Origin of the sequence: Actinomyces sp. oral taxon 169, from assembly GCF_013394715.1 — a bacterium.
Lineage (GTDB): Bacteria > Actinomycetota > Actinomycetes > Actinomycetales > Actinomycetaceae > Actinomyces.
The window spans coordinates 819,525-845,531 of sequence record NZ_CP058259.1; the positions used below are offsets into that span (position 1 = coordinate 819,525).

The 26,007-nt window shown below is 61.9% G+C and carries 17 protein-coding genes and 1 pseudogene; 15 read left to right on the top strand and 3 right to left on the bottom strand.

The features are described from left to right. The first annotated feature begins 47 nt into the window (after nt 1-47). The 11 genes from atpE (at nt 48) to HW274_RS03550 (ending at nt 10,028) form a co-directional block, all read left to right on the top strand. Nucleotides 48-257: an ATP synthase F0 subunit C gene (gene atpE / locus HW274_RS03500; RefSeq protein WP_009395854.1), complete on the top strand. Its 210-nt coding sequence runs from the start codon at nt 48-50 to the stop codon at nt 255-257. After that, entirely contained in the window at nt 257-844 is a 588-nt protein-coding gene (locus HW274_RS03505) for a F0F1 ATP synthase subunit B (RefSeq protein WP_185989554.1), read from the top strand. The genes atpE and HW274_RS03505 overlap by 1 nt, the downstream gene beginning before the upstream one ends. Next, complete coding sequence (locus tag HW274_RS03510) at nt 841-1,656, top strand: F0F1 ATP synthase subunit delta (protein WP_185989181.1); 816 nt, start codon at nt 841-843, stop codon at nt 1,654-1,656. The genes HW274_RS03505 and HW274_RS03510 overlap by 4 nt, the downstream gene beginning before the upstream one ends. Nucleotides 1,657-1,761: 105 nt before the next feature. Continuing rightward, nucleotides 1,762-3,393 carry a F0F1 ATP synthase subunit alpha gene (gene atpA / locus HW274_RS03515; RefSeq protein WP_185989182.1) on the top strand — a complete coding sequence of 544 codons (1,632 nt, stop codon included), beginning with the start codon at nt 1,762-1,764 and terminating at the stop codon, nt 3,391-3,393. 1 nt (nt 3,394) lies between these two features. Further along, entirely contained in the window at nt 3,395-4,339 is a 945-nt protein-coding gene (locus HW274_RS03520; RefSeq protein WP_185989183.1) for a F0F1 ATP synthase subunit gamma, read from the top strand. A gap of 92 nt (nt 4,340-4,431) precedes the next feature. Further along, nucleotides 4,432-5,868 carry a F0F1 ATP synthase subunit beta gene (gene atpD / locus HW274_RS03525; RefSeq protein WP_185989184.1) on the top strand — a complete coding sequence of 479 codons (1,437 nt, stop codon included), beginning with the start codon at nt 4,432-4,434 and terminating at the stop codon, nt 5,866-5,868. A 45-nt stretch (nt 5,869-5,913) separates the two neighbouring features. Continuing rightward, nucleotides 5,914-6,180, top strand: coding sequence for a F0F1 ATP synthase subunit epsilon (locus tag HW274_RS03530; protein ID WP_185989185.1), 267 nt, complete (start codon nt 5,914-5,916; stop codon nt 6,178-6,180). Between the two features lie 3 nt (nt 6,181-6,183). Then, entirely contained in the window at nt 6,184-6,600 is a 417-nt protein-coding gene (locus tag HW274_RS03535) for a DUF2550 family protein (RefSeq protein ID WP_003789544.1), read from the top strand. Between the two features lie 120 nt (nt 6,601-6,720). Then, entirely contained in the window at nt 6,721-7,416 is a 696-nt protein-coding gene (gene nucS / locus HW274_RS03540; protein WP_185989186.1) for an endonuclease NucS, read from the top strand. Nucleotides 7,417-7,426: 10 nt separating this feature from the next. Continuing rightward, nucleotides 7,427-8,683 (top strand): DNA glycosylase AlkZ-like family protein, encoded by a 1,257-nt coding sequence (locus HW274_RS03545; protein ID WP_185989187.1) that lies wholly within the window; start codon nt 7,427-7,429, stop codon nt 8,681-8,683. 109 nt (nt 8,684-8,792) lie between these two features. Further along, entirely contained in the window at nt 8,793-10,028 is a 1,236-nt protein-coding gene (locus HW274_RS03550) for an N-acetylglucosamine-6-phosphate deacetylase (RefSeq protein ID WP_185989555.1), read from the top strand. Nucleotides 10,029-10,165: 137 nt separating this feature from the next. Here HW274_RS03550 and HW274_RS03555 read toward each other — a convergent pair whose 3' ends face one another. The 3 genes from HW274_RS03555 to HW274_RS12975 are packed head-to-tail and all read right to left on the bottom strand — an operon-like array spanning nt 10,166 to nt 12,010. Beyond that, a complete protein-coding gene (locus HW274_RS03555; protein ID WP_185989188.1) occupies nt 10,166-10,453 on the bottom strand; it encodes a hypothetical protein in 288 nt (95 codons plus the stop codon). After that, the gene (locus HW274_RS12970) at nt 10,450-11,286 is read right to left on the bottom strand and encodes a DDE-type integrase/transposase/recombinase (protein WP_390882782.1); all 837 of its coding nucleotides are present in this window, start codon (nt 11,284-11,286) and stop codon (nt 10,450-10,452) included. Before HW274_RS12970 ends, HW274_RS03555 begins: the two co-directional genes overlap by 4 nt. Beyond that, nucleotides 11,198-12,010 (bottom strand): transposase, encoded by an 813-nt coding sequence (locus HW274_RS12975; protein WP_396027386.1) that lies wholly within the window; start codon nt 12,008-12,010, stop codon nt 11,198-11,200. Before HW274_RS12975 ends, HW274_RS12970 begins: the two co-directional genes overlap by 89 nt. 244 nt (nt 12,011-12,254) lie before the next feature. On the opposite strand from HW274_RS12975, the pseudogene HW274_RS03570 reads away from it, so the two are divergent. The 4 genes and pseudogenes from HW274_RS03570 (at nt 12,255) to HW274_RS03585 (ending at nt 25,930) form a co-directional block, all read left to right on the top strand. After that, a pseudogene (locus HW274_RS03570) lies at nt 12,255-13,479 on the top strand (IS110 family transposase). Nucleotides 13,480-13,879: 400 nt separating this feature from the next. Further along, a complete protein-coding gene (locus tag HW274_RS03575) occupies nt 13,880-23,377 on the top strand; it encodes a type I polyketide synthase (RefSeq protein WP_185989191.1) in 9,498 nt (3,165 codons plus the stop codon). A 6-nt stretch (nt 23,378-23,383) separates the two neighbouring features. Next, nucleotides 23,384-25,072, top strand: coding sequence for a polyketide synthase (locus HW274_RS03580; protein WP_185989192.1), 1,689 nt, complete (start codon nt 23,384-23,386; stop codon nt 25,070-25,072). Between the two features lie 12 nt (nt 25,073-25,084). Beyond that, on the top strand, nt 25,085-25,930 hold the full coding sequence (locus HW274_RS03585) for a 3-hydroxyacyl-CoA dehydrogenase family protein (RefSeq protein WP_221935781.1): 846 nt from the start codon (nt 25,085-25,087) through the stop codon (nt 25,928-25,930). Nucleotides 25,931-26,007 lie beyond the last annotated feature (77 nt).

The following is a 26,007-nucleotide window of genomic DNA, read 5'->3' on the forward strand; positions in this document are numbered from 1 at the left end:
CGCCCCCCCCACCTGCGCCATCCGGCGCCAGAAAGAAGGAACCACATATGACCTCCGCTGCTCTCGCATACGTCGGCTACGGCCTGGCCACGCTCGGCCCGGGCATCGGCATCGGCATCATGGTTGGCAAGACCCAGGAGGGTACGGCCCGTCAGCCCGAGGTGGCCGGGCGCCTGTTCACCAACATGATCATCGGTGCGGGCATGGTCGAGGCCCTGGCCCTCATCGGCTTCGTTATCCCGTTCGTTGTCAAGTGATGCTTCCCCTGGCTACCGAGGAAGGGCAGAGCGGAGGCACGGCCTTCATCCTGCCCCACGCCCATGAGATCTTCTGGTCGGCGATCGTCCTCCTGCTCATCCTCCTGGTGGTGGGCCGCTACGCCCTGCCCCGGCTCTACGCCGTGCTGGACGAGCGCGCCCAGCGCATCCAGGAGGGCCTCGACCTGGCCGACAAGGCCAAGCAGGAGCAGGCCGGCGCCGAGAAGCGCGCCACCCGGCTCGTGGACGAGGCCCGTCGCGAGGCCGCCCGCATCCGCGACAACGCCCAGGGTGAGGCCAAGGAGATCATCGCCAAGGCCCGCACCGATGCCCAGGCGGAGGCCGCCGGCATCATTGAGGGCGCCCAGCGTCAGATCCTGGCTGAGAAGCAGGCCGCGCAGATCTCGCTGCGCACCGACGTCGGCATGCTCGCCTCCACCCTGGCCGAGCGCATCGTCGGTGAGCAGCTGAGCGACACCGCCCTGTCCGAGCGGGTCATTGACCGCTTCCTCGACGAGCTCGAGACCATGGAGCCGGTCGAGGGACTCGACACCGGCGCCTCCTCCTCTGCGGAGGCGACGCGGTGAGAACAGGAACTGCCGCCACCCGGCAGACCGTGAGCCAGGCCTGGAGCCCGGTGCTCACGGCTGCGGGCGTCGAGGGCCAGGAGCTGGGTCGCCAGATCCTCGCCCTGGCCCACCAGGTCGCCGTCAACTCGCTGCCCGCTCCGCTGACCGACCCGGGCCGCGAGCCCGAGGACAAGGTGGCCCTGGCCCGCCGGCTCTTCACCGGCACCGTGGACGAGCGCGTCGTCGACCTGCTCAGCGCCATGGTCCGCGGCCGTTGGTCCAAGGCAGTCGACCTGGTCTCCGCCCTCCACGACCTGGGCATCGAGGCGATCCTCGCCGGCGCCCACGCGGGCGGCTCGGCGGAGGAGATCGAGCAGCAGCTCTTCGAGGTCCACGAGCAGATCGCCGACAACCGCGAGCTGCGCGAGGCCCTGACGCCCTCACGCCGTACCAGCACCGAGGCCCGGGTCCGCCTGGCCGAGTCCGTCTTCGCCCCCCACATCAGCGCCCCCGCCATGAGCCTGGTGAACTGGTGCGTGCGGCACCACGCCGAGGGCGGACCGCTGCGCAACCTGCGCCGCGTCGTCGAGCTGGCCGCCGAGATGCGCCGGCGCACCATCGTCGACGTCGTCACCGCCATCCCCATGACCTCCGCCCAGGAGGAGCGCCTGCGCACCATCCTGGAGCGCCGCCTGGGCACCAGGATCGACCTCAACTGCGAGGTCGACTCCGCGGTCATCGGCGGAGCCCGCATCTCGACGCGGAACTACGTCATGGACCGCACCGTGCGCAGCGCCGTCGCCGAGCTGCGCACCCGCCTGGCGGGCTAACCCGCTCATCGCACGCCGACCCACAACTTCACCACCCCACCCCGCGCCGTCGTCGCTCACGCCCAGCGCCGCCGGCCCCCAGAACGCAACCAGCAAGGAGACGAGATGGCAGAGCTGACCATCAGGCCCGAGGAGATCCGCTCGGCCCTGAACGAGTTCGCCGAGTCCTACAAGCCCGCCGAGGTCGCGGCCGAGGAGGTCGGGCATGTCGTCTTCGCCGCTGACGGCATCGCGCACGTCGAGGGCCTGCCCGGCGTCATGGCCAACGAGCTGCTCACCTTCGAGGACGGCACCGCCGGCCTGGCCATGAACCTCGAGGAGCGTCGGATCGGCGTCGTCGTCCTGGGCTCCTTCGACGGCATCGACGAGGGCCAGGTCGTGCGCCGCACCGGCGAGGTCCTCTCCGTGCCCGTGGGTGACGCCTACCTGGGCCGCGTCGTCGACCCGCTGGGCCGACCCATTGACGGCCTGGGCGAGATCGAGGCCGAAGGACGCCGCGCCCTGGAGCTCCAGGCCCCTGGCGTCATGGCCCGCAAGTCCGTCCACGAGCCCCTGCAGACCGGGCTCAAGGCCATCGACTCGATGATCCCGATCGGCCGCGGCCAGCGCCAGCTCATCATCGGCGACCGCCAGACCGGCAAGACCGTCATCGCCCTGGACACCATCCTCAACCAGAAGGAGGCCTGGGAGTCCGGCGACCCGAACAAGCAGGTGCGCTGCATCTACGTGGCCACCGGCCAGAAGGGCTCCACCATCGCCGCCGTGCGTGCCACCCTGGAGGAGCGCGGCGCCCTGGAGTACACCACCATCGTGGCCTCGCCGGCCTCCGACCCGGCCGGCTTCAAGTACCTGTCGCCCTACACGGGCTCGGCCATCGGCCAGCACTGGATGTACCAGGGCAAGCACGTCCTCATCGTCTTCGACGACCTGTCCAAGCAGGCCGAGGCCTACCGTGCCGTCTCCCTGCTGCTGCGCCGTCCGCCGGGCCGCGAGGCCTACCCCGGTGACGTCTTCTACCTCCACTCGCGCCTGCTGGAGCGCTGCTCCAAGCTCTCCGACGAGCTGGGGGCGGGCTCCATGACCGGGCTGCCGATCATCGAGACCAAGGCCAATGACGTCTCGGCCTACATCCCCACCAACGTCATCTCCATCACCGACGGGCAGATCTTCCTCCAGTCCGACCTGTTCAACGCCGACCAGCGCCCCGCCGTCGACGTCGGCATCTCCGTGTCCCGCGTGGGCGGCGCCGCCCAGGTCAAGGCCATGAAGAAGGTCGCCGGAACCCTCAAGATCACGCTGGCGCAGTACCGCTCCATGCAGGCCTTCGCCATGTTCGCCTCCGATCTGGACGCCGCCACCCGCGCCCAGCTCACCCGCGGCGAGCGCCTCATGGAGCTGCTCAAGCAGCCCCAGTACACGCCCTACCCGGTGGCCGAGCAGGTCGCCAGCGTCTGGGCCGGCACCAAGGGATACCTCGATGACATCGACGTCTCCGACGTCCTGCCCTTCGAGGCCGCCTTCCTGGACCACCTGCGGCGCAACACCGACATCCTCGACACCATCGAGTCCACCGGTCAGCTCACCGACGAGACCGAGGAGGCCCTGGTCAAGGCCGTCGAGGCCTTCCGGCGCACCTTCGCCTCCGGTGAGCAGATGCTGGGCGCCCAGGTCGCCGAGCCCGAGGAGGAGCCCGCCGCCGAGAGGACCACCGAGCAGCTCGTGGTCAAGAGGGGCTGACGTGGCAGGAAACCAGCGCGTCTACAAGCAGCGCATTCGATCGACCCAGACCCTCCAGAAGGTGTTCCGGGCGATGGAGCTCATCGCCTCGTCCCGGATCGGGCAGGCGCGCCGCAACGCGCAGGAGGCCTCGCCCTACGATCACGCCCTGAGCCAGGCGGTGGCCGCGCTGGGAACCTACTCCCGCTTCGAGCACCCCATCACCCAGGAGCGCACCGACACCAAGCGCGTGGCGATCCTCGTGGTCACCTCCGACCGCGGCATGGCCGGCGCCTACTCGGCCACCATCCTGCGCGAGACCGGCCGTCTCATCGAGGAGCTGGTCAAGGACGGTAAGGAGCCGGTGATCTTCACCTTCGGCCGGCGCGCCCAGAGCTACTTCAGCTTCCGGGGCACGCCGATCGAGTTCTCCTGGACCGGGCAGTCGGACCGCCCCAGCGACGAGGCCATCGAGGAGGTGGCCACCACCCTGTTGGACTACTTCCTCCAGCCGGCCGAGGCCGGCGGCGTCGCCGAGGTCCACATCGTCTTCACCCGCTACGTCTCGATGGTCTCCCAGGTCCCCGAGGTGCGTCGCATGCTGCCGCTCAAGGTGGTCGACGTCGAAGGGGCCGGTGAGCTCGACGACGCCGGCAACGAGGCCCTGGAGAAGGAGCTGGCGGCCAAGCACGGCAGCTCCATGCCGCTGTACGAGTTCGAGCCCGGGCCCTCCGAGGTGCTCGACGCCCTCCTGACCCGCTACATGGGCTCGCGCATCCGCAACGCCCTGCTGCAGTCGGCCGCCTCCGAGCTGGCCAGCCGCCAGCAGGCCATGCACACGGCCACGGACAACGCCGAGGACCTCATCATCACCTACACCCGCCTGGCCAACGCGGCCCGCCAGGGCGACATCACCCAGGAGATCACGGAGATCGTCTCGGGTGCCGACGCCCTGGGGACCGAATAGGCCGGGCAGCCCCCGACGTCGTCGAGAACCCACACAGACTCACCTCACCGAGCAGGACCCCTCTCAGCTCTGGAAGATACGGAAGAACGCACATGGCTGACACCACCACCCCCGGGACGGGACGCATCACCCGCATCATCGGCGCCGTCGTCGACGTCGAGTTCCCGCCAGATGCGATCCCGGCGATGTACAACGCCCTCAAGGTGACCGTCCAGGCCACCAGCGCCGGCGAGGAGCCCCACGAGATCACCCTGGAGGTCGCCCAGCACCTGGGTGACAACATCGTGCGCACGATCTCCCTCAAGCCCACCGACGGCCTCGTGCGCGGCACGCAGGTGCGCGACACCGGCGCGCCGATCTCCGTGCCCGTGGGCGACGTGACCAAGGGTCACGTCTTCAATGTCACCGGCGACGTCCTCAACCTCGAGCCCGGCGAGCAGCTGGAGATCACCGAGCGCTGGCCCATTCACCGCCAGCCCCCGGCCTTCGACCAGCTCGAGTCCAAGGAGCAGATGTTCGAGACCGGCATCAAGGTCATCGACCTGCTCACCCCCTACGTGCAGGGCGGCAAGATCGGCCTGTTCGGCGGCGCCGGCGTGGGCAAGACCGTCCTCATCCAGGAGATGATCCAGCGCGTGGCCCAGAACCACGGTGGTGTCTCCGTGTTCGCCGGCGTGGGGGAGCGCACCCGTGAGGGCAACGACCTCATCGTCGAGATGGACGAGGCCGGCGTCTTCGACAAGACCGCCCTGGTCTTCGGCCAGATGGATGAGCCGCCGGGCACGCGTCTGCGCGTGGCCCTGTCCGCTCTGACGATGGCCGAGTACTTCCGCGACGTCCAGCACCAGGACGTGCTGCTGTTCATCGACAACATCTTCCGCTTCACCCAGGCCGGCTCCGAGGTCTCCACGCTGTTGGGCCGCATGCCCTCGGCCGTGGGCTACCAGCCCAACCTGGCTGACGAGATGGGCCAGCTCCAGGAGCGCATCACCTCCGCCGGTGGCCACTCCATCACCTCCCTGCAGGCGATCTACGTGCCCGCCGACGACTACACCGACCCGGCGCCGGCGACGACCTTCGCCCACCTGGACGCCACCACCGAGCTCAGCCGTGAGATCGCCTCGCGAGGCATCTACCCGGCCGTGGACCCGCTGACCTCCACCTCGCGCCTGCTGGCCCCCGGATACGTGGGCCAGGAGCACTACGATGTCGCCACCCGCGTGAAGTCCATCCTCCAGAAGAACAAGGAGCTCCAGGACATCATCGCGATCCTCGGTGTCGACGAGCTCGGCGAGGAGGATAAGGTGACGGTGGCCCGCGCCCGCCGCATCGAGCAGTTCCTGTCCCAGAACACCTACATGGCGGAGAAGTTCACCGGCGTGGCCGGCTCCACCGTGCCGCTGTCGGAGACCATCGAGGCCTTCCGCCGCATCTGCGACGGTGACTACGACCACCTGCCGGAGCAGGCCTTCTTCAACATCGGTGGCATCGAGGACCTCGAGCGTCGCGCCGCCGAGCTCAACGCCTGAGTCGTTAGGATCCGGGTAGAACCGGGCACAGGAAAGGAGGGGGACATGGCCTTACGTGTTGAGGTGGTCTCGCCGGCGGGCGAGGCCTGGACCGGTGAGGCGACGCAGGTCTCCGTGCCCCTGATTAACGGGGAGATGGGGATCCTGCCGGGTCGTCAGCCCCTCGTGGCGGTCCTGGGGGCCGGCCTGGTGCGACTGAGTCCCACCGACGGCGAGACGTGCAGCATCGAGGTGTCCGGCGGCTTCTGCTCCGTGGACCACGACGTCATCACGATCGCCGCCGACCACGTGAAGCAGGGCGCGGAGGCCTGAGTCATGGGGCAGCACGTGTGGATGGTCGTGGCGATTGCCGTCACCGTCCTCGTGCTGCTGGCAGGCGGGTTCCTGCTGCGTCTGCGCTACCTGGCCGGGCAGGTCGGCTCCTTCGAGTGCGCCCTGCGTCCACGCGGGGCGCAGCGTTGGCTGAGCGGGGTCGCCTCCTTCCAGCTCGACTCCCTGGAGTGGTACCGACTCGTGTCCTTCTCAACCAGGCCGTCGCGCTCATGGAGCCGCTTGAACCTGGAGCTCTCCGAGGCACGGCGCCGCCGGGAGCAGGGGCGCGTCGTCGAGGTGCACTGCGTGGACGCCACCCGCAGCCCTGAGGGCTTCGACCTGGCCATGATGGAGGAGTCCCACTCGGCGCTGGTCGCCTGGGTGGAGTCCGCCGCCCCCGAGCAGCCCAGGCTGTTCTGACTCATCCGCGCTCGGACGAGATGATGATCGCGGCCGATGGTTCCCATGGGTGACACGATGCTCAGGCCCGCCGGCCCCGGTGTCGCGCCGAGGTCGGGCCCGCCCCGCTAGGGTGGGCGGGTGCGCCTCGTTATTGCCTCCTGCTCCGTCGACTACTCCGGCCGCCTGGACGCCCATCTGCCCCGGGCCACCCGCGTGCTCATGCTCAAGGCCGACGGCTCGGTCCTCATCCACTCCGACGGCGGCTCCTACAAGCCCCTGAACTGGATGAGCGCCCCGGCCCGCCTCGCGGTCACCGAGCCGGACGAGGAGGCCGCCACCGACGGCGTGCGCGAGGTCTGGGAGGTCAGCGCCACCAAGACCGACGACCGCCTCGTCATCCGCCTTTTCGAGACCATCTCCGACGTCAGCCACGAGCTGGGCGTGGACCCCGGGCTCACCAAGGACGGCGTCGAGGCCCACCTCCAGGAGCTCCTGGCCGAGCAGATCGAGGTCCTGGGCGCCGGCTACCGCCTGGTGCGTCGCGAGTTCCCCACCGCCATCGGCCCGGTCGACATCATGGCCAAGGACGCCGAGGGCCGCTCCGTGGCCGTGGAGATCAAGCGCGTCGGCGGGATCGACGGCGTCGAGCAGCTCACCCGCTACCTCGAGCTCCTCGACCGCGACCCGCTGCTGACCCCCGTCCAGGGCGTCTTCGCCGCCCAGACCATCAAGCCCCAGGCCCGCGTCCTGGCCGAGGACCGCGGCATCCGCTGCGTCACCCTCGACTACGACGCCATGCGCGGCATGGACGACCCGAGCTCCCGCCTGTTCTGAGGAGACTGCCGTGCCCGCCACCCGCGCCTCCTCCGCGCCGCTGCCGACCGAGGTGAGCCTGGCCCGCATCATCTCCCAGGGCCTCATCCCGGCCACCGTCGCGCCCGACGTCGTCGCGGCAGTGTCCCGCCAGCTCGCCATCCAGGGCCAGCAGGTCTCCGCCGTCCCGCACGCCCTGCTCGTGCGCGCCCCGGCCGCCACCCCGGCCGACGTCGAGGCCGCCTTCGCGCGAGGCGACCTGGTGCGCTCCTGGCCCATGCGCGGCACCGTCCACATCACCGCCGCCGCCGATCACCACTGGCTGCGGGCCGCCCTCATGCACCGCACCGACGCCTGGGTGCGGCGCAGCGAGGCCGACTACGGCGTCGATACCGCCCTGTGCGAGCGCGCCGCCGAGGTGGCCCTGGGCCTCATCGAGGACCAGGGCCCGCTGATGCGCTCGGTGCTGCTGGCGGCCTGGCAGGAAGCGGGCCTCATGGAGGCCTTCCGCGGCGAGGATGTCTCCTCCTACCGGCGCCGCCACCTCCTAGTGCGCCTCCAGCGCGAGGGGATCCTCGTCCAGGGGCCGCGGTCCGGCAACGAGCACCTCGTCATGGACGCACGCGACCTGCCCGACGCCGACTCCGGGCCCGCAGGGGCCGACGTCGCCCACGGCGGGACCGGCCACCGCGCCGCCTGCGCGCACATCGCCTACCGCTACGCGGCCAGCCACGGCCCGGTCAGCGCCGAGGACCTGGCCCGCTGGACCACACTGCCCAAGACGCAGGCCGCCCGCGCCCTGGAGGACGCCGTCGAGCTGGGGGAGGAGCCGGCCACGGCCGGGCCTGAGGGTGCCGGCGAGCCGGCCGGGAGCCGTGTCCCGCTCGTGCGCGCGGTCGCCGAGGGCGGGGCCCGCGGAGGCCTGCGCCCGCTCGGCCCCGGTGAGTCGGCCCCGAAGGCCGGCCTGCTCTACATGCGCGCCGACCTGCCCGACCTCCTGTCCGCCCACCGCAGCGCAGCGCAGGCCACCCACTTCCTGGGCTCCTTCGACGAGCTGCACGTGGGCTACAAGGACCGCTCCTGCCTCACCGATGAGGACGGCGAACGCCTCATCTGCCCGGCGAGCAACGGCATGTTCCGCCCGATCCTGGTGGACCGCGGCCGCCTCGTCGCCGTGCGGCCGGTCGGGGAGGGCCTGCTGTGGAAGGGCGGGGCGGCGCCGTCGGCCCGCGTGGAGCGCGACGTCAACCGGGCCGTGTCCCGCATGGAGCAGCGCCTGGCCGGTTGAGTGGAGCGTAGCCGGATCGCACCCGCGCAGTGTGGGGGAGGAGACGCCCCGAAGGAGGTTGTCTGATGTCTGAAGTGGTGACAGAATCCGACTCATGAGCAACGAAGCCATGCAGGTCCGCGCACTGCGGGGACGCGTCGTCACCCCCGACCACATTATCGACGACGGGGCGGTGGTTCTGTCCGGAGCCCACATCGCGTGGGTCGGGCCCGCTGACCAGGCCGCTCGGGCCGGCTTCGCAGACGCCGTCGAGCAGGCGCAGGCCGCACCCGAGGGCGGCTACCTCCTGCCGGGACTGGTGGACGTCCACTGCCACGGCGGGGGCGGCGAGTCCTTCCCCAACGCCGAGACCGCCGAGCAGGCGATGGTCTCCGTGCTCGAGCACCGCCGCTTCGGCACCACCTCGCTCGTGGCCTCCTGCGTGACGGCCGCCCCCGAGGTCCTGCGCGCACGCACCCGGGTCTTGGCGGGGCTGTGCGAGGCCGGAGAGCTCGCCGGCATCCACTTCGAGGGGCCCTTCGTCTCGGTGGAGCGCTGCGGCGCCCAGGACCCCACCTACATCATCGACCCCGACGCCGACCTGACCCGTGAGCTCATCGAGCTCGGCGGCGGGCACGTCGTCACCATGACGATCGCCCCGGAGAAGCCCGGCATCACCGGTGACGACGGCGTCAACGCGGCCCTCATCGAAGGAGGGGCGCTGCCCTCCTTCGGGCACACCGATTCCGAGGCCGCCCCCGTGCGCGCCGCCCTGGCCGATGCCGCCGCCCGCATCGCCGAGCGCCTCGAGGCCGGCAAGCCGGTCCGCGCCCCGCGCTCGACCGCCACCCACCTGTTCAACGGCATGCGCCCCATGCACCACCGCACGCCCGGGCCCGTGCCCGAGTTCCTGGCGGCCGCCCAGCGCGGCGAGTGCGTCCTGGAGATGATCGGCGACGGCGTGCATCTCAGCCCCGCCATCGTCCTGGACATGTTCGAGACCCTGGGGCGCGACAACGTCGTCCTGGTCACCGACGCCATGGCGGCGGCCGGTATGGCCGACGGCGACTACGTGCTCGGCTCCCAGCCGGTCACCGTGGCCGACGGCGTTGCCCGCCTCGCCGAGGGCGGCGCGATCGCCGGGGGGACCGCCCACCTCATCGACGTCGTGCGCACCACCTGGCAGGGGGGAGTCGACCTGGTCGACGCCGTCTACGCCGCCAGCGTCCAGGGCGCGCAGATCCTCGGCGACCCAACCGTGGGGGCGCTGCGGGCGGGCCTGTGGGCCGACGTCGTCGTCACCGACGCGGAGCTGCGGCCCGTCACCGTGCTGCGTCGCGGCGAGGTGGTGGAGCCCGCCGCCTGATCCTCCCGCACCACCGGCCCCCGCGGGCACCAGCAGACTCTTGTCATGTGGGAGCCGTTCGCCCCGACCTGAACCGCCAGGTCGGGGCGTGTGGGTTATCGGCGTGAACGTGGTGCTTTAGGCGGCGTGTCGTGGGGTTAGTGGGTGTGTCCGGCCCAGCCTTTGCGTGGCCATAGTCCTTCTTGTGGTGTGGGGGTGGTGCCCCAGTCGGCGGGGTGGGTGGTGCTGGTGATGGTTGGGGTTGTGGGGATGCGTTGGCGTGGGGGTCGTCCTTGGGTGTGCCAAGTGGTGAGGATCTGCTCGGGGGTGGCTGGTTGATGGGTGTAGGTGTGTAGTGTCCACTCGGCGATGGCTGCCTGGTGGTCGGGAGTGGCTCCGCGGTGGTGGCGCAGGGCGTCGCGGATGCGGGCGTTGATGGACTTCACGGGGTTGGTGATGCGTTCCAGGGCAATGTCGCCGCAGGTGTGTCAAGCCCCGGGTTTTGTGGAGGCTGGTTTATCTGGTGCCGGCGGTTGCCGGTTGTGATCGTTCGTGGCGGTGGGTGTCGGGTGCCCAGGCGGCTTCGTGCTCGGCTGGGTTTCGCATACCGATGGCGGAGTGAGGGCGAATGGTGCCCGCCCAGTGGACCCACTCGGCGGTGGCGAGCACGGGCGGCGTCGATGTCCTCCCAAGGGCCCTGGTTGCGGATCAGCTCGGCCTTGTGCAAGGAGTTCAGAGCCTCGGCCAGAGTAAAGCCGAAAGGAGGTCGCCCTTCGACCCCACCGAGGTGACCGCCTCGCACTCGGCCAGGGCAGCCCCGTAGCGAGTAGACCTGTACTGCACGCCGCGGTCGCAGGTGGTGCACCAGGCCCGTCAGGTCGGCCCCCTGACGTTTTCGTTGCCAGACGGCCATCTCCAGGGCGTCCAGAGCCAGGTCTGTGTACAGGCTCGTGGAGGTTTGCCAGCCGATGATCCTCCGCGAGTACACGTCGGTCACGAAAGCCACATAGACCCACCCAGAGAAGGCGCGTACATAGGAGGGGGCACCTCCCGCTTGCGGGGGAATGTCGGCGACCCACAGCCCACCCGGGGCAAACGCCTCGAAGTGGCGCCTGACCAGGTCGGCCGGGCACTGCTCTCGCGGCGCGCTGCACGTGGACTTGGCGCGTCTGACGCCGCGCAGGCCCAGGTCACCCATGAGGCGTTCGACGGTGCACCGGGCCACGTGACCAGCACCGTGACGCTCGGCAATTTCGGGCCGGCCCCGTATCGCGTGCATCTTGCGGGCCCCCAGAACCGAGTAGCTGGTTCTTGTGGCCCTTGGATATCTCGGCCTTGAGGGCCTCGTCGCGCAGACTCCTGACGCTAGGAGGCCGGCTACGGCGGGCGTAAGTCACGTGCTCGGGGCGATCTTGACTCCGGCACCAGTGAGCACCTTGCAGATCGGCCAGGCCCCAAACTCCTCCTTCTTGGTCTCGACGTACCGGCAGATCAACGGGACGGGCGCTCCGCTCACACTCCGCAGCGACAGACAAGCCGACTGTGCTCTTCAGGATCGCGTTGGCTCTTCGCAGCTCTCGGACCTCTTTGTCCAGCTCCTTGATCCGCTGTGCCTGGTCAGTGGTGGTGCCGGGCCGGGTACCCTGGTTGATCTGGGCCTTCTTGACCCAGGTGCGCAGAGCCTCGGGGTGGACACCCAGCTCGTCGGCGATCCTGCGGATCGCGCCCTTGGCCCGCGCCGGGTCAGCCAGTGCCTCCAACGTCATCCTCGTGGCTCGCTCGCGCAGCTCATCGGGGTACTTCCTTGAGTCCCATGACAGTGATCCTTCTGTGTCATCACTGCCTCCATCAAACCCGGGGCGATTCACTCTGTGGGGTCCAGGTCCCGCAGGACCCGGCGGATGGTCGGCTCCGACGCCCGTCTCCAGCCTCAGGGCTTCCAGGTCGGCTCCGGCCAGGTCGGTGGCGTGTTCCCATAGCGTCGTCAGGTAACGACAGCCCATGGGCGCCCGTTACCTTGTTGGTGGTCCCGGGTGGTCCGGGGCTGGGCCAGTTGTTGTGGGCACGGTTGTCTTGCCCCTGTCCTTAGATGATCCGGGGGCGAAAGTCACCTGCGGCAGCCGGGCACTGGTGACCGCTGATAAGGGGAACGGCCCGCAGTGTGTGAGGTCTAACGCATACGTGGGTGCGGGGGCCAGCCTGTCCACCGGCTGGCCCCGCACCCATACAGCGAGAGGCGGCACGAAGATGAATATCGAGGACATCGAGGTCTTCATCGGCACCGGGCGTCGGCAAGGAGCGAGCACTGGGCCACGGCCCTGAGCCGGGACGGGCGGAAGGTCTTCGACAAGGCCCTGCCCAACGATGAGGAGCGCCTGCGTGCTCTCTACGAGAAGCTGGCCGATCACGGGAACCTGCTGGTGGTAGTAGACCAGCCCGCAACCATCGGGGCCCTGGCCGTGGCAGTGGCCCAGGACATGGGCATCACCGTGGGCTACCTGCCCGGACTGTCGATGCGACGCATCGCCGACCTGACACCGGGCAGCGCCAAGACCGACGCCAAGGACGCTGCCGTCATCGCCGGCGCGGCCAGGAGCATGCCCCACACCCTGAGAGCCATCAACGCCTCAGACGAGGAGGCCGCGGCGCTGAGCATGCTGACTGGCTTCGACCTGGACCTGGCCCGCCAGGTCAACCAGAGCGCTAACCGGATCCGGGGCCAGTCGTTCACCCAAGACCCCGCCCAGCCCTCGAGGCCGTAGTGAGGCCCTGGCTAGAGCACGACGCCGTCCTGGAGGCCCGTCGCCGCCTGGCCCACCCCAGCCGACCTGAAACACGCAGGCAAGGCAAGGATCGACGCCAGGCTCAAGAAGCACGGGTGCAGACGCCACACAACCTGGGCCGGCCAGATCGTCTCGGCCTTGGAGCACCAGAGCGTGGTGGTCGCCGGCACCGACGCCGCAGCAGTGGTGCTGCCCCACCTGGCCAGGCAGCTCATCGCCCTGCACGCTCAGCGGGCCGATGTCGCCGCCCAGGTCGAGGCCCTAGTGGAGGCCCACCCTCCTTACCAGGTCCTGACCACACGTGCCCGGGATCATGGGTCCCGGCCGCCGCCGTCCTTGCTGGCCGAGACCCTGGGCAAGGACCTCCAGGCACCGGCGCCCAGCTGGCCTCCTACGCCGGTCTGGCACCAGTGACCAGGAGATCGGGCTCATCGATCCGTGGCGAGGCGCGTCTCCCACGGCGGCAACAAGAGGCTCAAGCGCGCCATGTTCCCCTCCGCCTTCGCCTCCCTGCGCTCCGACCCCGTCTCCCGGGCCTACTACCAGCGCAAACGCGACCAAGGCAAACCGCCTTGGGCCAGGCCGTTCTCGCCCTGGCCCACCGCCGCATCCTGACCCTGCACGCCATGATCCGAGATGGAGCCCTCTACGACCCACAACCAGCCACGAAACTACCCGCCGCCGCTTGACACACCACATAAGGGCACCCCCCCGGTAGCCGCAAGGGACCGGACCGTAAACAGGCTGTGACAGGCGCCGCTTCTGTCACAAGGGTCAGTCACGTTCCTAAGGACACTGCTCAGAGACCGACGCGAAGGGCAGACGCGGTGGAGGACGACATCGACGCAAGCTCCCAGGCCGAAAGGATGACTAGACAACACTCATCCTCTCCACGGGACTCGCGCCCCGTCTCAACGACACGCCACACCTGTCAACGCTCGGCCGTCTTCACCGACCGACTCTGCGACTCCCGGCCACATCTCGTCAACAACGGTGGGGCTGAGATGAAGTGGGATGACCTATGTCAGGATCCGAAACAAATCTACCAGTCCATTGACTAGACGCAACCTCAGCGCTAGTATCAATCGCATGCATAAACATCAGCAATGGCGGCAGCCCAATGGGAATCCCCAGTCTAAAGTGTGGTTGGTGCAAAGGGTTGCGAAGCAACTCAACTGCGCCGAAGAAGAAATCGACAGTCTGGCTCCGCTCAGCGATCTCGGTCTCGAATCGACCGAGATGATGCAGATCATGGGAGAGATTGAAGACATATGGTCGATCGAGATTCCGACCTCTCTTTTGTATGACATCCGAACTATCGAGGGGCTAGCGGATTACATCGACACAGGAGAGTGTAACAATGATGAAAGGATAGACGCGTTACCTGCAAAGAAAAGACTGCATATCAGACAAAATGCCATAAATGATGAAGATCCCGTATGTATTACTGGGATGTCTGCGCGCTTCCCGGGAGCAGACGGCGTAAAAGCTTTCTGGGATCTCCTAATCAAGGGTGAGACGATTTCCCAGCCGGTGCCAAGTGAGCGGTGGGACAGTATTAGACTTGTTCACACGGACTCGAGTCATCCTGGAACGTCCTACACAAATAAGATTGCTCCAGTCGAGAGGATGACTAGCTTCGACCGAAAATATTTTGGGCTGTCTTATCGCGAAGCACTTTTTATGGATCCGCAGCAAAGGATTGCGCTGCAGATAGCAAGACAGGCCCTCGACGACGCGGGCGTCGTGCGGGATCAACATGAAGTTTTAAATACGGGCGTATTTATTGGAATGATGGCCTTATCGCAATATGCGACGGTGCTGAGAGAAAAGCTTGGTGAAGATGCACTAGATGACCCATATTTTTCACTAGGGACGTCAGCTAGTGTTACAGCCGGTAGAATCTCATATCTCCTTAACTTGCAGGGCCCCAGTCTGGTGGTGGATACAGCCTGCTCGTCGTCGCTTGTCGCCCTAGATATTGCCATCAAGAATCTTAAGCAAGGTTCTTGTCGCAATGCTCTCGTCGTGGGTGTGAACGCTGTGCTTCACCCAGACTCACTCCGGCAGGGTAGTAAAATGCGGATGCTTTCGCCCAGCGGACGGTGCTGGACGTTCGACGCCAAGGCCGATGGGTTTCTTTTAGGCGAGGGCTGTGGGGCTGTCTATTTGGAAAGAATGTCGGACGCCGTAAGGAACGGGCACCGAATCGATGCCGTCATTCTGGGGTCAGCCGTGAATCAGGACGGGCGCAGCAATGGAATTACTGCACCGAATAGGTCAGCGCAGGTTGCTGTGATCAACAGTGCGTTAACCTCAGCAGGTGTTGACCCATGGGAGGTCGACTATGTTGAGGCTCATGGGACTGGAACTGTGCTTGGTGACACTATAGAAATAGATGCGCTTTCTGAGGCTTATGGTATCAATCGAAAGTCACCTTTGTATATAGGTGCAGTGAAAACGAATATTGGACATTTGGCTGGCGCTGCCGGGATGGCAGGGCTCATTAAAACCGTCCTTGCAATGAAACAGGGTGTGATTCCCTCAAATCGAAACTATGAAACACCCAATCCGCGAATTCACTGGGACTCTCGCGACTTTGCTCTACCGCTGAACGCCGTTCCCTGGGACACCGTGAGTGAATCTGGACGTGTTGCTGGCATCAGTTCTTTCGGGTGGTCCGGAACTAACAGCCACGTTCTTCTGTGTAATGTTGACGCTTTTGTCACGAGAATGAGTAGGGGGGGTGATGGCGGCAAGACGTCTGCTCTTACGGAACTACGCGATAAATCTCCCGTTTGCCGGTCGGGTGATACCGTTATTCCTTTATCGGCAGCTACTTCTTCTAGTCTAGTTGACTATGCAAAAGTGCTAGCTACAGAAATAGAAAATAATGATGATCAGATTTCGGCGATAAGTCAGACGCTCAAGGCGTATCGTGAGTCGTTAAGTCACAGAGCAGTTGTCGCTGGTCGCCGTGCGGATGAGCTTGTCCAGGCGCTCCACGAGCTTACCGATGCCGATGTGATGGACACTCGGGCCTCGAGACAGAGAACGCCTTACGGCGTATTCGTGTTTCCTGGATCCGGACATGACAATCAACAGTCCATAAAAATACTGTATGAAGCACATCCAGGTTTCAGACAGGCCATTGACCAGTGCGTTGAAGCTGGGCGTATCCTAGAACCCGAAGTCGATATTGCTGCGATTCTGGGGATTAGAGAGTCTGAGAAGGACTCGCCACAGTCTACTCTAGCCACACACCTGCTGGCGTTCTGTGCCGGATATGCGTCGGCGAAAATGTGGGAGTATGATGGGATAACCCCAGATGCGGTCATCGGCTATAGCATTGGCGAACTTAGTGCGGCTGCATGGGCGGGCGTCTTCTCGATCGAGGACGGTGTCCGTTTGGTATGCGAGAGAGCCAGGGTTCTAGAGACCGCATCTGATGGATACATGCTTGTTGCGGCGGCCGACTATAATCGTTTGAGCAGGATTGTCAGCTATCCAGTGGGGGAAGTGGTTATCAAGGCGGGTCCGCACGCAACTGTGGTCGCGGGATCTGAAAAAATGGCTGACGAAGCGGAATCGCTTATTCGAAAAGCTGGCATCGCTGTTTCCCGAATCCCGACTCATTTACCTATGCATTCAAGTATCATTGGAAGTGAAGTTGGTTCGGAATTGCGTCAGGCGTGTGCGAAAGTTTCCTACCAGGATTCTCGTGTACCTATCTTTGCTGGACTTTCAGGGGAATGTCTGAAATCGAAGAAGGCTCTCGGTGAGACATACTGGACTGAACACGCATGCAAGCCTGTAGATTTTGCGAGAAGTGTGCAGAATGCAGCCGAAGCAGCTAGTCTTTCAGAAAGGACTTTGTGTTTCTTCGACATGGGAACTGGCGAGATTGGCAGCATGGCGATGCAGGTTGTCTTCAGTCGGCAAGAGAAAGCAACATGCTTTCGAACGATGCGTACCCAGATGGACAAGATTACCGAAGACGACGGTATCTATGAGGAATCCTTGTGGCGTGCATGGATGAAGGGGTTCGACGTTGACGTGACGGAAAGAATAGATGTTACTCCGTACTCGTTGCCCCAATACCGATTTGATGAGGAACGACTGTGGCCTTCTGGAGATTCCGGGCCAGCGAGCGTTCAGAGCGATAGTGCGTCCATGGACGGCGGCCGGATCGCCGGTCCTGACGTCGAGCTGTTGGTTCCGGGATGGACACAATCAGATTCCGTCGAAATAGAATCGAATCGGGGGCCAGAGGCGGTAGTCCTAGTGGGTGCCGACAACGAGTTTGGCGAGTTAGTAGCGGTAATGTTGGCAGACATGCTTCCGTCGCGAAGCGTTGTTGAACGTTATATGGACTTGTCCGATCGTGAGGACTCGTTGAGCGACGTGATCGAAGGTGCCAAAATGCGCGTGGCAACGAATTTTGAAGCCGGGTACGCATCGACTGCTAGGTCAACTGTTGTGGACATACGGGCATTGCAGCACCCCACTAGTGGCCGAACGAGCCAGGACTTTGAGGCGAATTATCTGGATGTACGGAATCTTTGCAGAAATGTACTGAATTGCGCCCCGCTGGAGCTATTGGTCCTGACGCCTGATGCGTTTTCAAGCCGGACGGGAAAGCCCGTCCGCCCATCGTCTCGTGCCGCGTTAGGCCCACTCCTTTGCACGCATCAGGAGCATCCAGATGTGATCTGCCGACTCGTTGACCTTGAGCAGGCAGCTGTTGATGGCGTACCGTTGGAAATGGCCGCACGCTACGTGGCGCAACTTGTTGCTAAAGAAATAGAGTTACCTTCGGTCGGGGATGTGTCTCCGTGCGTGCGTTACGAAGGGAATCGACGCTTTGTCCGTCACTTGGACCCTCTTGGCATGGGACGGGCGGCTCGAGGTTGTGACACACCGGATGTAAGGCAGTATCGGAATATTGCTATCGTAGGAGGTCTCGGCCGCGTAGGGCGGGCGCTGGCAGGTGAGATGCTCAGAAGACACGCTCCGCAGTGCCGAGTAGCCGTAATCGGAAGGTTAGGTGGCCGACCAGGTCAATTGTGGACGGAGGTAGAACGGCAAGGAGCGACGCATGCCGAAAGACTACGCTGGCTCGATACGACAAATCAGCAGTACCCCGGACTATGTGGAATAGAAGGCGACGTTCTGGATGTTGCCTCGATTCGGGCTGCGCTTCTGCGGGCGAGGTCTGAACTGGGTTCTGTCGATCTTGTAATCCAGGCCGCTGGCAGCACGGAAACCTCGGAGTTCTTCCTGATCAGTTCTGATCAACGAAATGCACGAAAGAATAGTGAAGCAAAGGTATCTGGCACGAATTGTCTGCTGTCAATACTTAAGGATGATCTGCCAGGCTGTCCAGTTGTGCTGATGTCTTCCATCTCTACGTTATTAGGTGGGCTAGGATTCAGCGGATATATTGCTGCGAATGCGTATCTCGAAGCACTGGCCGAGTCTGAGCCCACTGGCAACAGAGTCCTAGCTATTGGGTGGGATACGTGGAGAGATACTCTTAAGCCTGAGTTTCCCCAAAACGATGCGTCAGCTAACATTAGACGGCAGCATGCATTGGGCAGTCCCGAGGCCGTGGAGGCTCTGTTCGTTGCGTTGGCCTCCGAGCATCGAGTTGTGATGGTGTCGGCAGGTGACATGACGAGTCGGCTTCATGGCAGCGTCAGGCTGGGCGCTATCTCTAACGCCAGGCAGAGTGTGGTACAACCTGGTGTATCGGATCACCGCAGTGGTCCTCGCAATACGGTTCTGTCTACTTCATCGATACGCAACACAGTTCGGCGAGCATGGAGCGAGGCGCTGGGAGAAGATTCTCCCAGCGACGACGTGAATTTTTTTGATGCCGGAGGAAATTCCCTTGTGGGCGTCCAGTTAGTCGAGACGATTTCACGAGATTTTAATATCTCTGTGCCGATCGCGTCGCTATACGAATCCCCGACTATCTCTCGAATGACAAAAATGGTAGAAGAAAGGCTCGGTAAGAGTCCGGATATGTCAACTGGAGTCGAGGGGCGGTATTCGGGAAACCAGATATTGAGCGATCTGAGTTCGGAGAAGGTGGCTCGGGGCTTGGATACTTCTACGTCTGATTATCGTGAAGAATTGGACAGTGAGTTAACGCCTAGAAGGACGATTCCGAATGAGCAGCAGTGTGTAGCTATCATTGGCATGTCGTGTAGGTTTCCTGGCGCGGATTCGGTGGACGAGTACTGGAAGAATCTTATTGAAGGCGTCGAATCCTTCAGTGAGTTCCCCGAAGACGGCAGCCAGGGTGGTTCGACACGTTCTTCGGTAGACAAGGCGAGAGGACGCTATATAAATAGGCGGCCAATTTTGCGTGATATTCGGCAATGGGATGCGGAAGCGTTCGGGGTATCACCGTTTGAAGCCTCAATTACTGACCCTCAGCAGCGAATTTTCCTGGAACTGGCATGGGAGGCTCTCGAAAGTGCGGGGTATCCAGCGCACGGCACGGACTGTGTTACAGGTGTGTTTGCTGGATCGAATATTAGTACGTACTTGCTCAATAATTTGATGCCAAATAGTGGCGTTCGCAATAAAATGAACGACTATCAGGTGGAGCTTACAAACGATAAGGATGCTTTGCCGTTAAAGGTGTCCTATAGACTCAATTTGACAGGGCCGAGTGTTGCGGTTCAGACGTTCTGTTCGACCGGCTTGGTGGCAGCACATCAGGCAATACGTAGTTTACGTGACCGGGAGTGCGACATGGCGCTGGCTGGCGGCATGTCTATTAGAGTACCGGACCATGTCGGATATATTTATCAGAATGGAAGTATGGAGAGTGCCGACGGCAAGGTCTGTGCATTCGACAGGCGGGCATCGGGAACAGTGTTCGGTGACGGTGGGGGAATTGTACTCCTCAAGCGGTACGAAGATGCTGTAAAAGATCACGACAATATTCTTGCGGTGATACGAGGTAGCGCTGTAAATAATGACGGCGCTGTGAAGGCAGGCTTCACAGCGCCCAGTGTTCAGGGGCAAGTTGAGGCGATCCAGAAAGCTCTGAAAGATGCTCAGTGCACTGCGGACGAGGTGGGATATATAGAAGCACACGGAACTGGGACGGCGATCGGAGATCCGATCGAGTATGAGGCGTTATCACGGATATATGGTAGTGGAAGAACGGGTAGGCTCTGCATTTTGGGGAGTGTAAAACCCAATATTGGTCACCTAGATCGAGCATCGGGTATTGCTAGTCTTATCAAGGCCGTGCAGATGGTCCGCGACAGGATCATTCCTCCTTTGATTAACTTTTCGGCCCCAAATCCGCATTTGGATAGTCAGACAGTATGTTTTGATTTCATGGTAGAGAAAAGTGCGTGGGTGGGCGCGGGAGAACCTATGCGAATTGCGATCAATTCGCTCGGTATGGGGGGCACTAATGCGCATATGCTCATCGAAGAGGCTCCTAAGATGCAACGGCAGCCTGAGATAGATTCTCCCCATATCGTTACGGTGTCTGCAACTACTTCGGACGGCCTCCAGTTGCTCTTAGCACAGCTTGAAAATACCTTGAGTTCGAGCCAAGCACGTCTGGACGATATAGCGTTCACGTTGAATCATGGTCGTGATCACTGGTCTTTGAGAGCAGGATGGGTAGTTTCGTCAACCAGCGAGTTGCTGGAAGAGCTCAAGGTAGCGGTTGAAGCTCCACAAAGTAGGAAGGATCCTGCCTCAGACATAGATAAGGTCGTCTTGGTGCTCGATGGAGGCTTAGGCAGGGTGACAGCTGCATTAGAGGAAGCTCTTACTCCCCCGTTTGTCGATGCCTCGGGCCTGGCTGCGGCTGTACAAGAGGCGGATCGACGGGGCATGACCGATGCGCCGGAGCTGATTAGGGAACTCCTGGATGACCCGAGAGGTCATCGCGTTGAATCACGACCTCTGGGCCGCGCGGAGCAGTATATCTTGAGTGTTCTGATTGACTACATGGTTCTGGACATGCTGGTAGATGCAGGCGTTCCGCTGTGTACTGTGCTTGCTGCAGGGCCGGGAAATTTGGCTGCGTCCATTTATTTTGGTGAGATGGAGTGGGAGGATGCCTTTGCATATGTTCTGGATCGCCACCCTGATGTTTCCGTGGACCAGACAGACTGCGGAACCGACCGGCCTGACGGCTGGAGGCGTTGGACACATAATGGCGACAGCGGGTGGTGCCAGGATAGAATCAACAGTTATAGCGAAGCTGTTGACGTATGCACTGGTTGTGCTACTTACGAATCCGATGACGCTGATAACACGGCTAGAGTCAGCAGCACTGCAAGTCCAGATGTGCATCAAGGTGATAGTACGATCCTAACCGTCTTCCCTAGCAGGGACTGGATCGGGTACAAACGGTATCCGCTTCGTAGCGGACTGCTGGCGGTGTGGCTCCGTGGAACGGACATTGCGTCGTCTCGCCTACTTAGTTGTGACGGACACCGGATCGCACTGCCAACGTTCCCTTTCAATCGTGCGCCGCATTGGATCGATGCGCCTGCGTTCGATGTGGAGATGGGGCATGCGGATATTGCAAATTCTAATGTAGAAGATCCTCTGAACGAGATAGAGCAGATCGTCCGGAGACCTTGGCCGCGGTGGTTTTATGAGCCCAGATGGGATCGTGTAGCGATGCTTCGTTCTACCTCGTGCCGGACCTTAGAAGGAAGACGAGTACTACTTCTCCTGCCGCAGGATCGTACGGTGGCGCAGCAGATCGTCGAGGACTGCCAGCGCCTTTCAGGGCTACGCCCCTGCACTGTTATGGTTGGCGATTCTACGCGCAGTTTAAGTGCGACGGATTTCGAAGTTGATCGAAACGACGTGGTAATTGGGCTCACCACGACGTTGCGTTCATTGACTGTAGCTGGCATCGAGATTGATGACATTCTGCATTGTTGGTCGTACGGTGATGCCCATCCACACGACGAGGAACTTGCACAGGGGCCTTATTCGTTAACCGCGATTGCTGCGTGGCTAGCGACTCGACGGGCGAAGGGGGACATTCGAGTCACAGTATTGGCCACCGACGGACTGAGCCAAGATGGAGATGCAGGAGGACGCGTCCCCGTACGCGCCATGCTTGCAGGCCTACTCAAAGGTATGTCTTTCGAACTAGAAGGCTGCGCCACGAGGTATATCGACCTGGACAGATATCAGGGAGATCTAGATGCTTTCATGACGACGGCCTGGCTGGAAAACGAAACATCCAAATCAACGCATTTGGTTGTCCGCTGCTCAGAGGCATGGAGCCGTTCGTGGAAGGAAACTGCGATTACAGGTAGTGGTGCTGAATGTAATGTAAATGGAGGTGACGCTAGGATTGAGTGCGACGGGGGCGTGTACCTAGTAACAGGAGGCACTGGAGGGCTTGGAATCGAGATGGCGATCAGACTGGCTGAGGGAGGAGCCAGGAAAATAGTTCTCGTGGGACGAGATTCTGCAAACATCATTGAGCGTCCAGACGGAACCTGGGCGTCGTGCGACGAGATACAGAGCAGTCGCATCGACCGGATTGGCGCGGCCATCCAGACAATGAGAGCATACGGAGCGGATGTCGAAGTCGTGTCGTGCGACATCAGGGACAAGGACGCCGTGGCCCGTCTCTTCAGTTCAGGGAGTCTCGAAAATCTCTGCGGTATTGTTCATGCAGCAGGCGTTCCTGGAGGTGCTCTAGTGCATGCGTCCGGACAGGAGGAATATGGCAGGGTTATGGCGGCAAAGGTGCTCGGAACGCTGAACTTGCTCAATGCGGTACGTGGCTTGGAGAACTCAGACTCCGTTCAGTGGATCGTACAGTTTGCTTCGCTTGCCTGCATAACTGGTGGGGGTCCTGGACAAGCGATTTACGCTGCCGCTAATTCGTGCATGGCCGCCATTGGGGAGACCTATACAGATCTTCCTGTGAAAACGATCTTCTGGGACGAGTGGAAGTGGGATGCATGGCTTGCCGCTGACGTCAATGTAGCGGACAGTGCTGTTGGGCGCCGTTTAAGCGAAATTCGACGTAGAATGGGTTTGTCGTTCGATGAAGGATGGGCTGCAATGGTTATGGCATTGAAGCTTGAGGCAAGAAGTGTCATTGTATCGACGAGGCCGCTACAGCAGTTGATCGACGCCAGCTCACGAATGACGTTGTCTCAGCTGCTTAATAATAGCCTCGAACAGGGGGGTGGCCGATGCAACAAGTTCTCAAATGTAGATTCGGCAGACTTAGATAACACCGTGTTAGAGGTATTAAGGTCAATCCTGGGCGTACCCAGCTTGGGCTTTAATGACGACTTTTTTGATATGGGAGGCAATTCTCTTCTCGCTATTCAGGTTGCGGCAGACCTAAGCGACTCATATGGTATTGAACTGAATCCGGGTGATATGTACTCGTATCGAACTGCTCGTGACATAACTGAGTGGGCGAAAAAGAACGGTTCAAACATCCATGGCAACATCCCAAGTGTGAAGGAGGGCTCCCGAAGAGGCAGTGCTCGACGCGCAGCTCGCTCGACGCGTCTGGCTCAGATGCGGGCAGATGCAGAATGGAAGGAAGACTGAAGAAGAATGGACAGTGTACTGATCACAGGTATGGCGTTTAGGCTTCCAGGAGCACAGACGTACAATGAGTTGTATGCCATGCTACATTCTGCTAGGGTAAACATACGTAGTCAGCCTCGGGATACCCAGGCGGACGACGTCACAGGACTTCCTTGGGCAGACGTGCCGTCGGCACCAGCGGCGGCCATCCTGACTGACATCGATAGATTTGAGAACGAAATGTTCGACATCGACGGTCACGAGGCAGAGCTCTTGGACCCGCAGCAGCGCGTGCTCATGGAAATTGTATGGAACGCGCTTGAATCTTCTAACACCGATCCCTCCAGAGGCGTACCCGGCGCGGGCTTGTTCGTCGGATCCACCCCGTCCACTTATGTTTTCGGCCTCATGAGTTCACATACAGTTGGGAGTGATCGGCTCGCGGAACTCCTTAACATTCACAGTTGGAGCGGCTTCGTAGCACGACTATCGCACGCCCTGGGAATCGATGGACCAGGACTGGCACTTGAGTCATTCTCATCCAGCGGGCTCGTCGCCTTTCACCTCGGAGTGGAGTCCTTGCTTAACCACGAGTGTGATAAGGCTATCGTATGCGGGGCCTCTATCAAGATACCGCAGTTCCCCCTTTATAAGGAGGCTTCACGTTCGGGACGCTGCCTCCCATTTGATAGGCGGGCAGACGGTACTGTGGTGGGCAATGGTGCAGTATGTTTCATACTAGAGAGAGAGTCTGATGCAAAGACACGTGGGGCTCCACACCGCGCGAGAATACTTGGCACGGCAACCAATATGGATGGGCGAAGTTATCCGGGAATCCGGTCATTCGAACGCTCAGCTAAAGAACGCGTGATGGTTGAAGCCATGATGGCGGGTGGCGTTGACCGCGAGTCGATCGATTATGTAGAGGCCCACGCTTGTGGTGTCGAACTGGCTGACCGTATCGAGCTAGCGGCTATATCGAGAGCCTATCAGAGTATGGGGCGATCCAACGAACTCAGAGTCGGTTCTCTCGCTGGTAACATCGGACACTTGGATTCAATTGCCGGCCTTGCCGGACTTCTCAAATGCGTCTTGATGGTGGAGCAGCGTATATGCTTTCCCCAGGTGATGGGAGAGTCTCCACTTATCACGGGGGAAGGGCTGCCAACGGGCATTGTTATCAGTCCTGAGCCTCGGGAGCAACCAGGCAAGAACGATCTAAGGGTTGCAGTAAACTCTTTTGGTTTGGGTGGCGTTAATGCCAACGTAATACTGGAACATGCATCTAATACATATCCTGCTCAGAAGACGAGTTCCCGCTCTTCGCCAGTCGAACTGCGCCTTAGTCAACGATCGGGTGCGATGCTAAAGGTTTACGAAAGACGGCTGCTTGACGCGATTCGTTCCACTCCTGGTCTTCCTATTGGCTACCTGCGGAGTGTGATGGCTGATGGGAGGCCGAGGTGGCGTGTTGGTGCAGACTACCTTGTGTCTTCTAGCGACGAACTGGCTGATCAACTTCGGAATTCAATCAATGACGGAACGCAGGAGGCACACGAGAGCGAAGGTTGTGATGTCACAGAAGGGCTTGAGTCGTCTCGTTGTCCGGAGCCAGTGCCGCGTCTGGGTACTGGAGAGATTCCAGGAACCGTGATGAGCGGAAAACGCTGGTGGCACAAGTCCATCGACAGGTCAAGGTCCATTTTTCGTGAGTGAGGAGCGACAAAAGTGAATGAGTTGAGAGTTGGCGTCATTGGTGCTGGTACTATGGGGACGGGGCTGGCGGAGCGCTTCGCCGGACATGGTTTAACCGTCACGCTTATTGACACAGATCCTGAACAGCTAGATAGTGCCAGGCGCAACGTAGAGACGTTTGAAAGGACATCGCCTTTGCTCGGGCTTGCGTACACCCCGTCTAGCAACGTTAGCGAATTGGTGACATACTCTGACCAAATGGCGGACCTTTGTGGGGTGGATTATGTTATCGAGAATGTTACCGAGGATTTTTCGGTCAAAAGGGATGTGTATTCTACCATCGATGACGTGTGCGGGAGCCAGATGGTCGTGGCTGCAAACACCTCATGTATACCGATTACAAGGCTTGCTGGGGTGCGGTCCTGTCCTGAGAATACTATAGGTATTCATTTCATGAATCCTGTCCCGAAGAAAGACACTGTCGAGCTCATCCGCGGGCGCCAGACAGGAGAGCGTGCCGTAGAGCAGACGCTAGGCCTGCTGAAGCGGACAGGTATACGTCCGATCGGAGTGAACGATTCCGCCGGCTTTGTCACGAACCGAGTACTGATGATGACGATCAACGAGGCAGCCTTTCTGGTGCACGAAGGAGTGGCTCAGGCTGAGCATATAGACGACATCTTCAGGTCGTGTTTTGGGCACGCGTCGGGACCGCTCGAAACAGCCGATTTAATTGGAATTGACGTCATTCTCGCAAGCATCGACGAGCTCTACAAGGAGTACGGCGATCCGAAGTACCGGGCGTGCCCGTTGCTCAGAATGATGGTGGACTCGGGAGACACCGGGCGTAAGAAGGGAGTGGGTTTCTATCAATATTGATGTCATACAACTACAATTAGTCTGAGTCGTGTAGACGATGGGATATTCGAGTCCCTCTGAATATTAGGAAGGTAGCA

Coding starts and splice junctions, on each gene's coding strand:
- HW274_RS03550 (WP_185989555.1), top strand. CDS start 8,793: ATGCAGGTCCGCGCACTGCGGGGACGCGTCGTCACCCCCGACCACATT.
- HW274_RS12970 (WP_390882782.1), bottom strand. CDS start 11,286: ATGCACGCGATACGGGGCCGGCCCGAAATTGCCGAGCGTCACGGTGCT.
- HW274_RS03535 (WP_003789544.1), top strand. CDS start 6,184: ATGGGGCAGCACGTGTGGATGGTCGTGGCGATTGCCGTCACCGTCCTC.
- atpA (WP_185989182.1), top strand. CDS start 1,762: ATGGCAGAGCTGACCATCAGGCCCGAGGAGATCCGCTCGGCCCTGAAC.
- HW274_RS03580 (WP_185989192.1), top strand. CDS start 23,384: ATGGACAGTGTACTGATCACAGGTATGGCGTTTAGGCTTCCAGGAGCA.
- atpE (WP_009395854.1), top strand. CDS start 48: ATGACCTCCGCTGCTCTCGCATACGTCGGCTACGGCCTGGCCACGCTC.
- HW274_RS03530 (WP_185989185.1), top strand. CDS start 5,914: ATGGCCTTACGTGTTGAGGTGGTCTCGCCGGCGGGCGAGGCCTGGACC.
- HW274_RS03575 (WP_185989191.1), top strand. CDS start 13,880: ATGCATAAACATCAGCAATGGCGGCAGCCCAATGGGAATCCCCAGTCT.
- HW274_RS03505 (WP_185989554.1), top strand. CDS start 257: ATGCTTCCCCTGGCTACCGAGGAAGGGCAGAGCGGAGGCACGGCCTTC.
- atpD (WP_185989184.1), top strand. CDS start 4,432: ATGGCTGACACCACCACCCCCGGGACGGGACGCATCACCCGCATCATC.
- HW274_RS12975 (WP_396027386.1), bottom strand. CDS start 12,010: ATGGGCTGTCGTTACCTGACGACGCTATGGGAACACGCCACCGACCTG.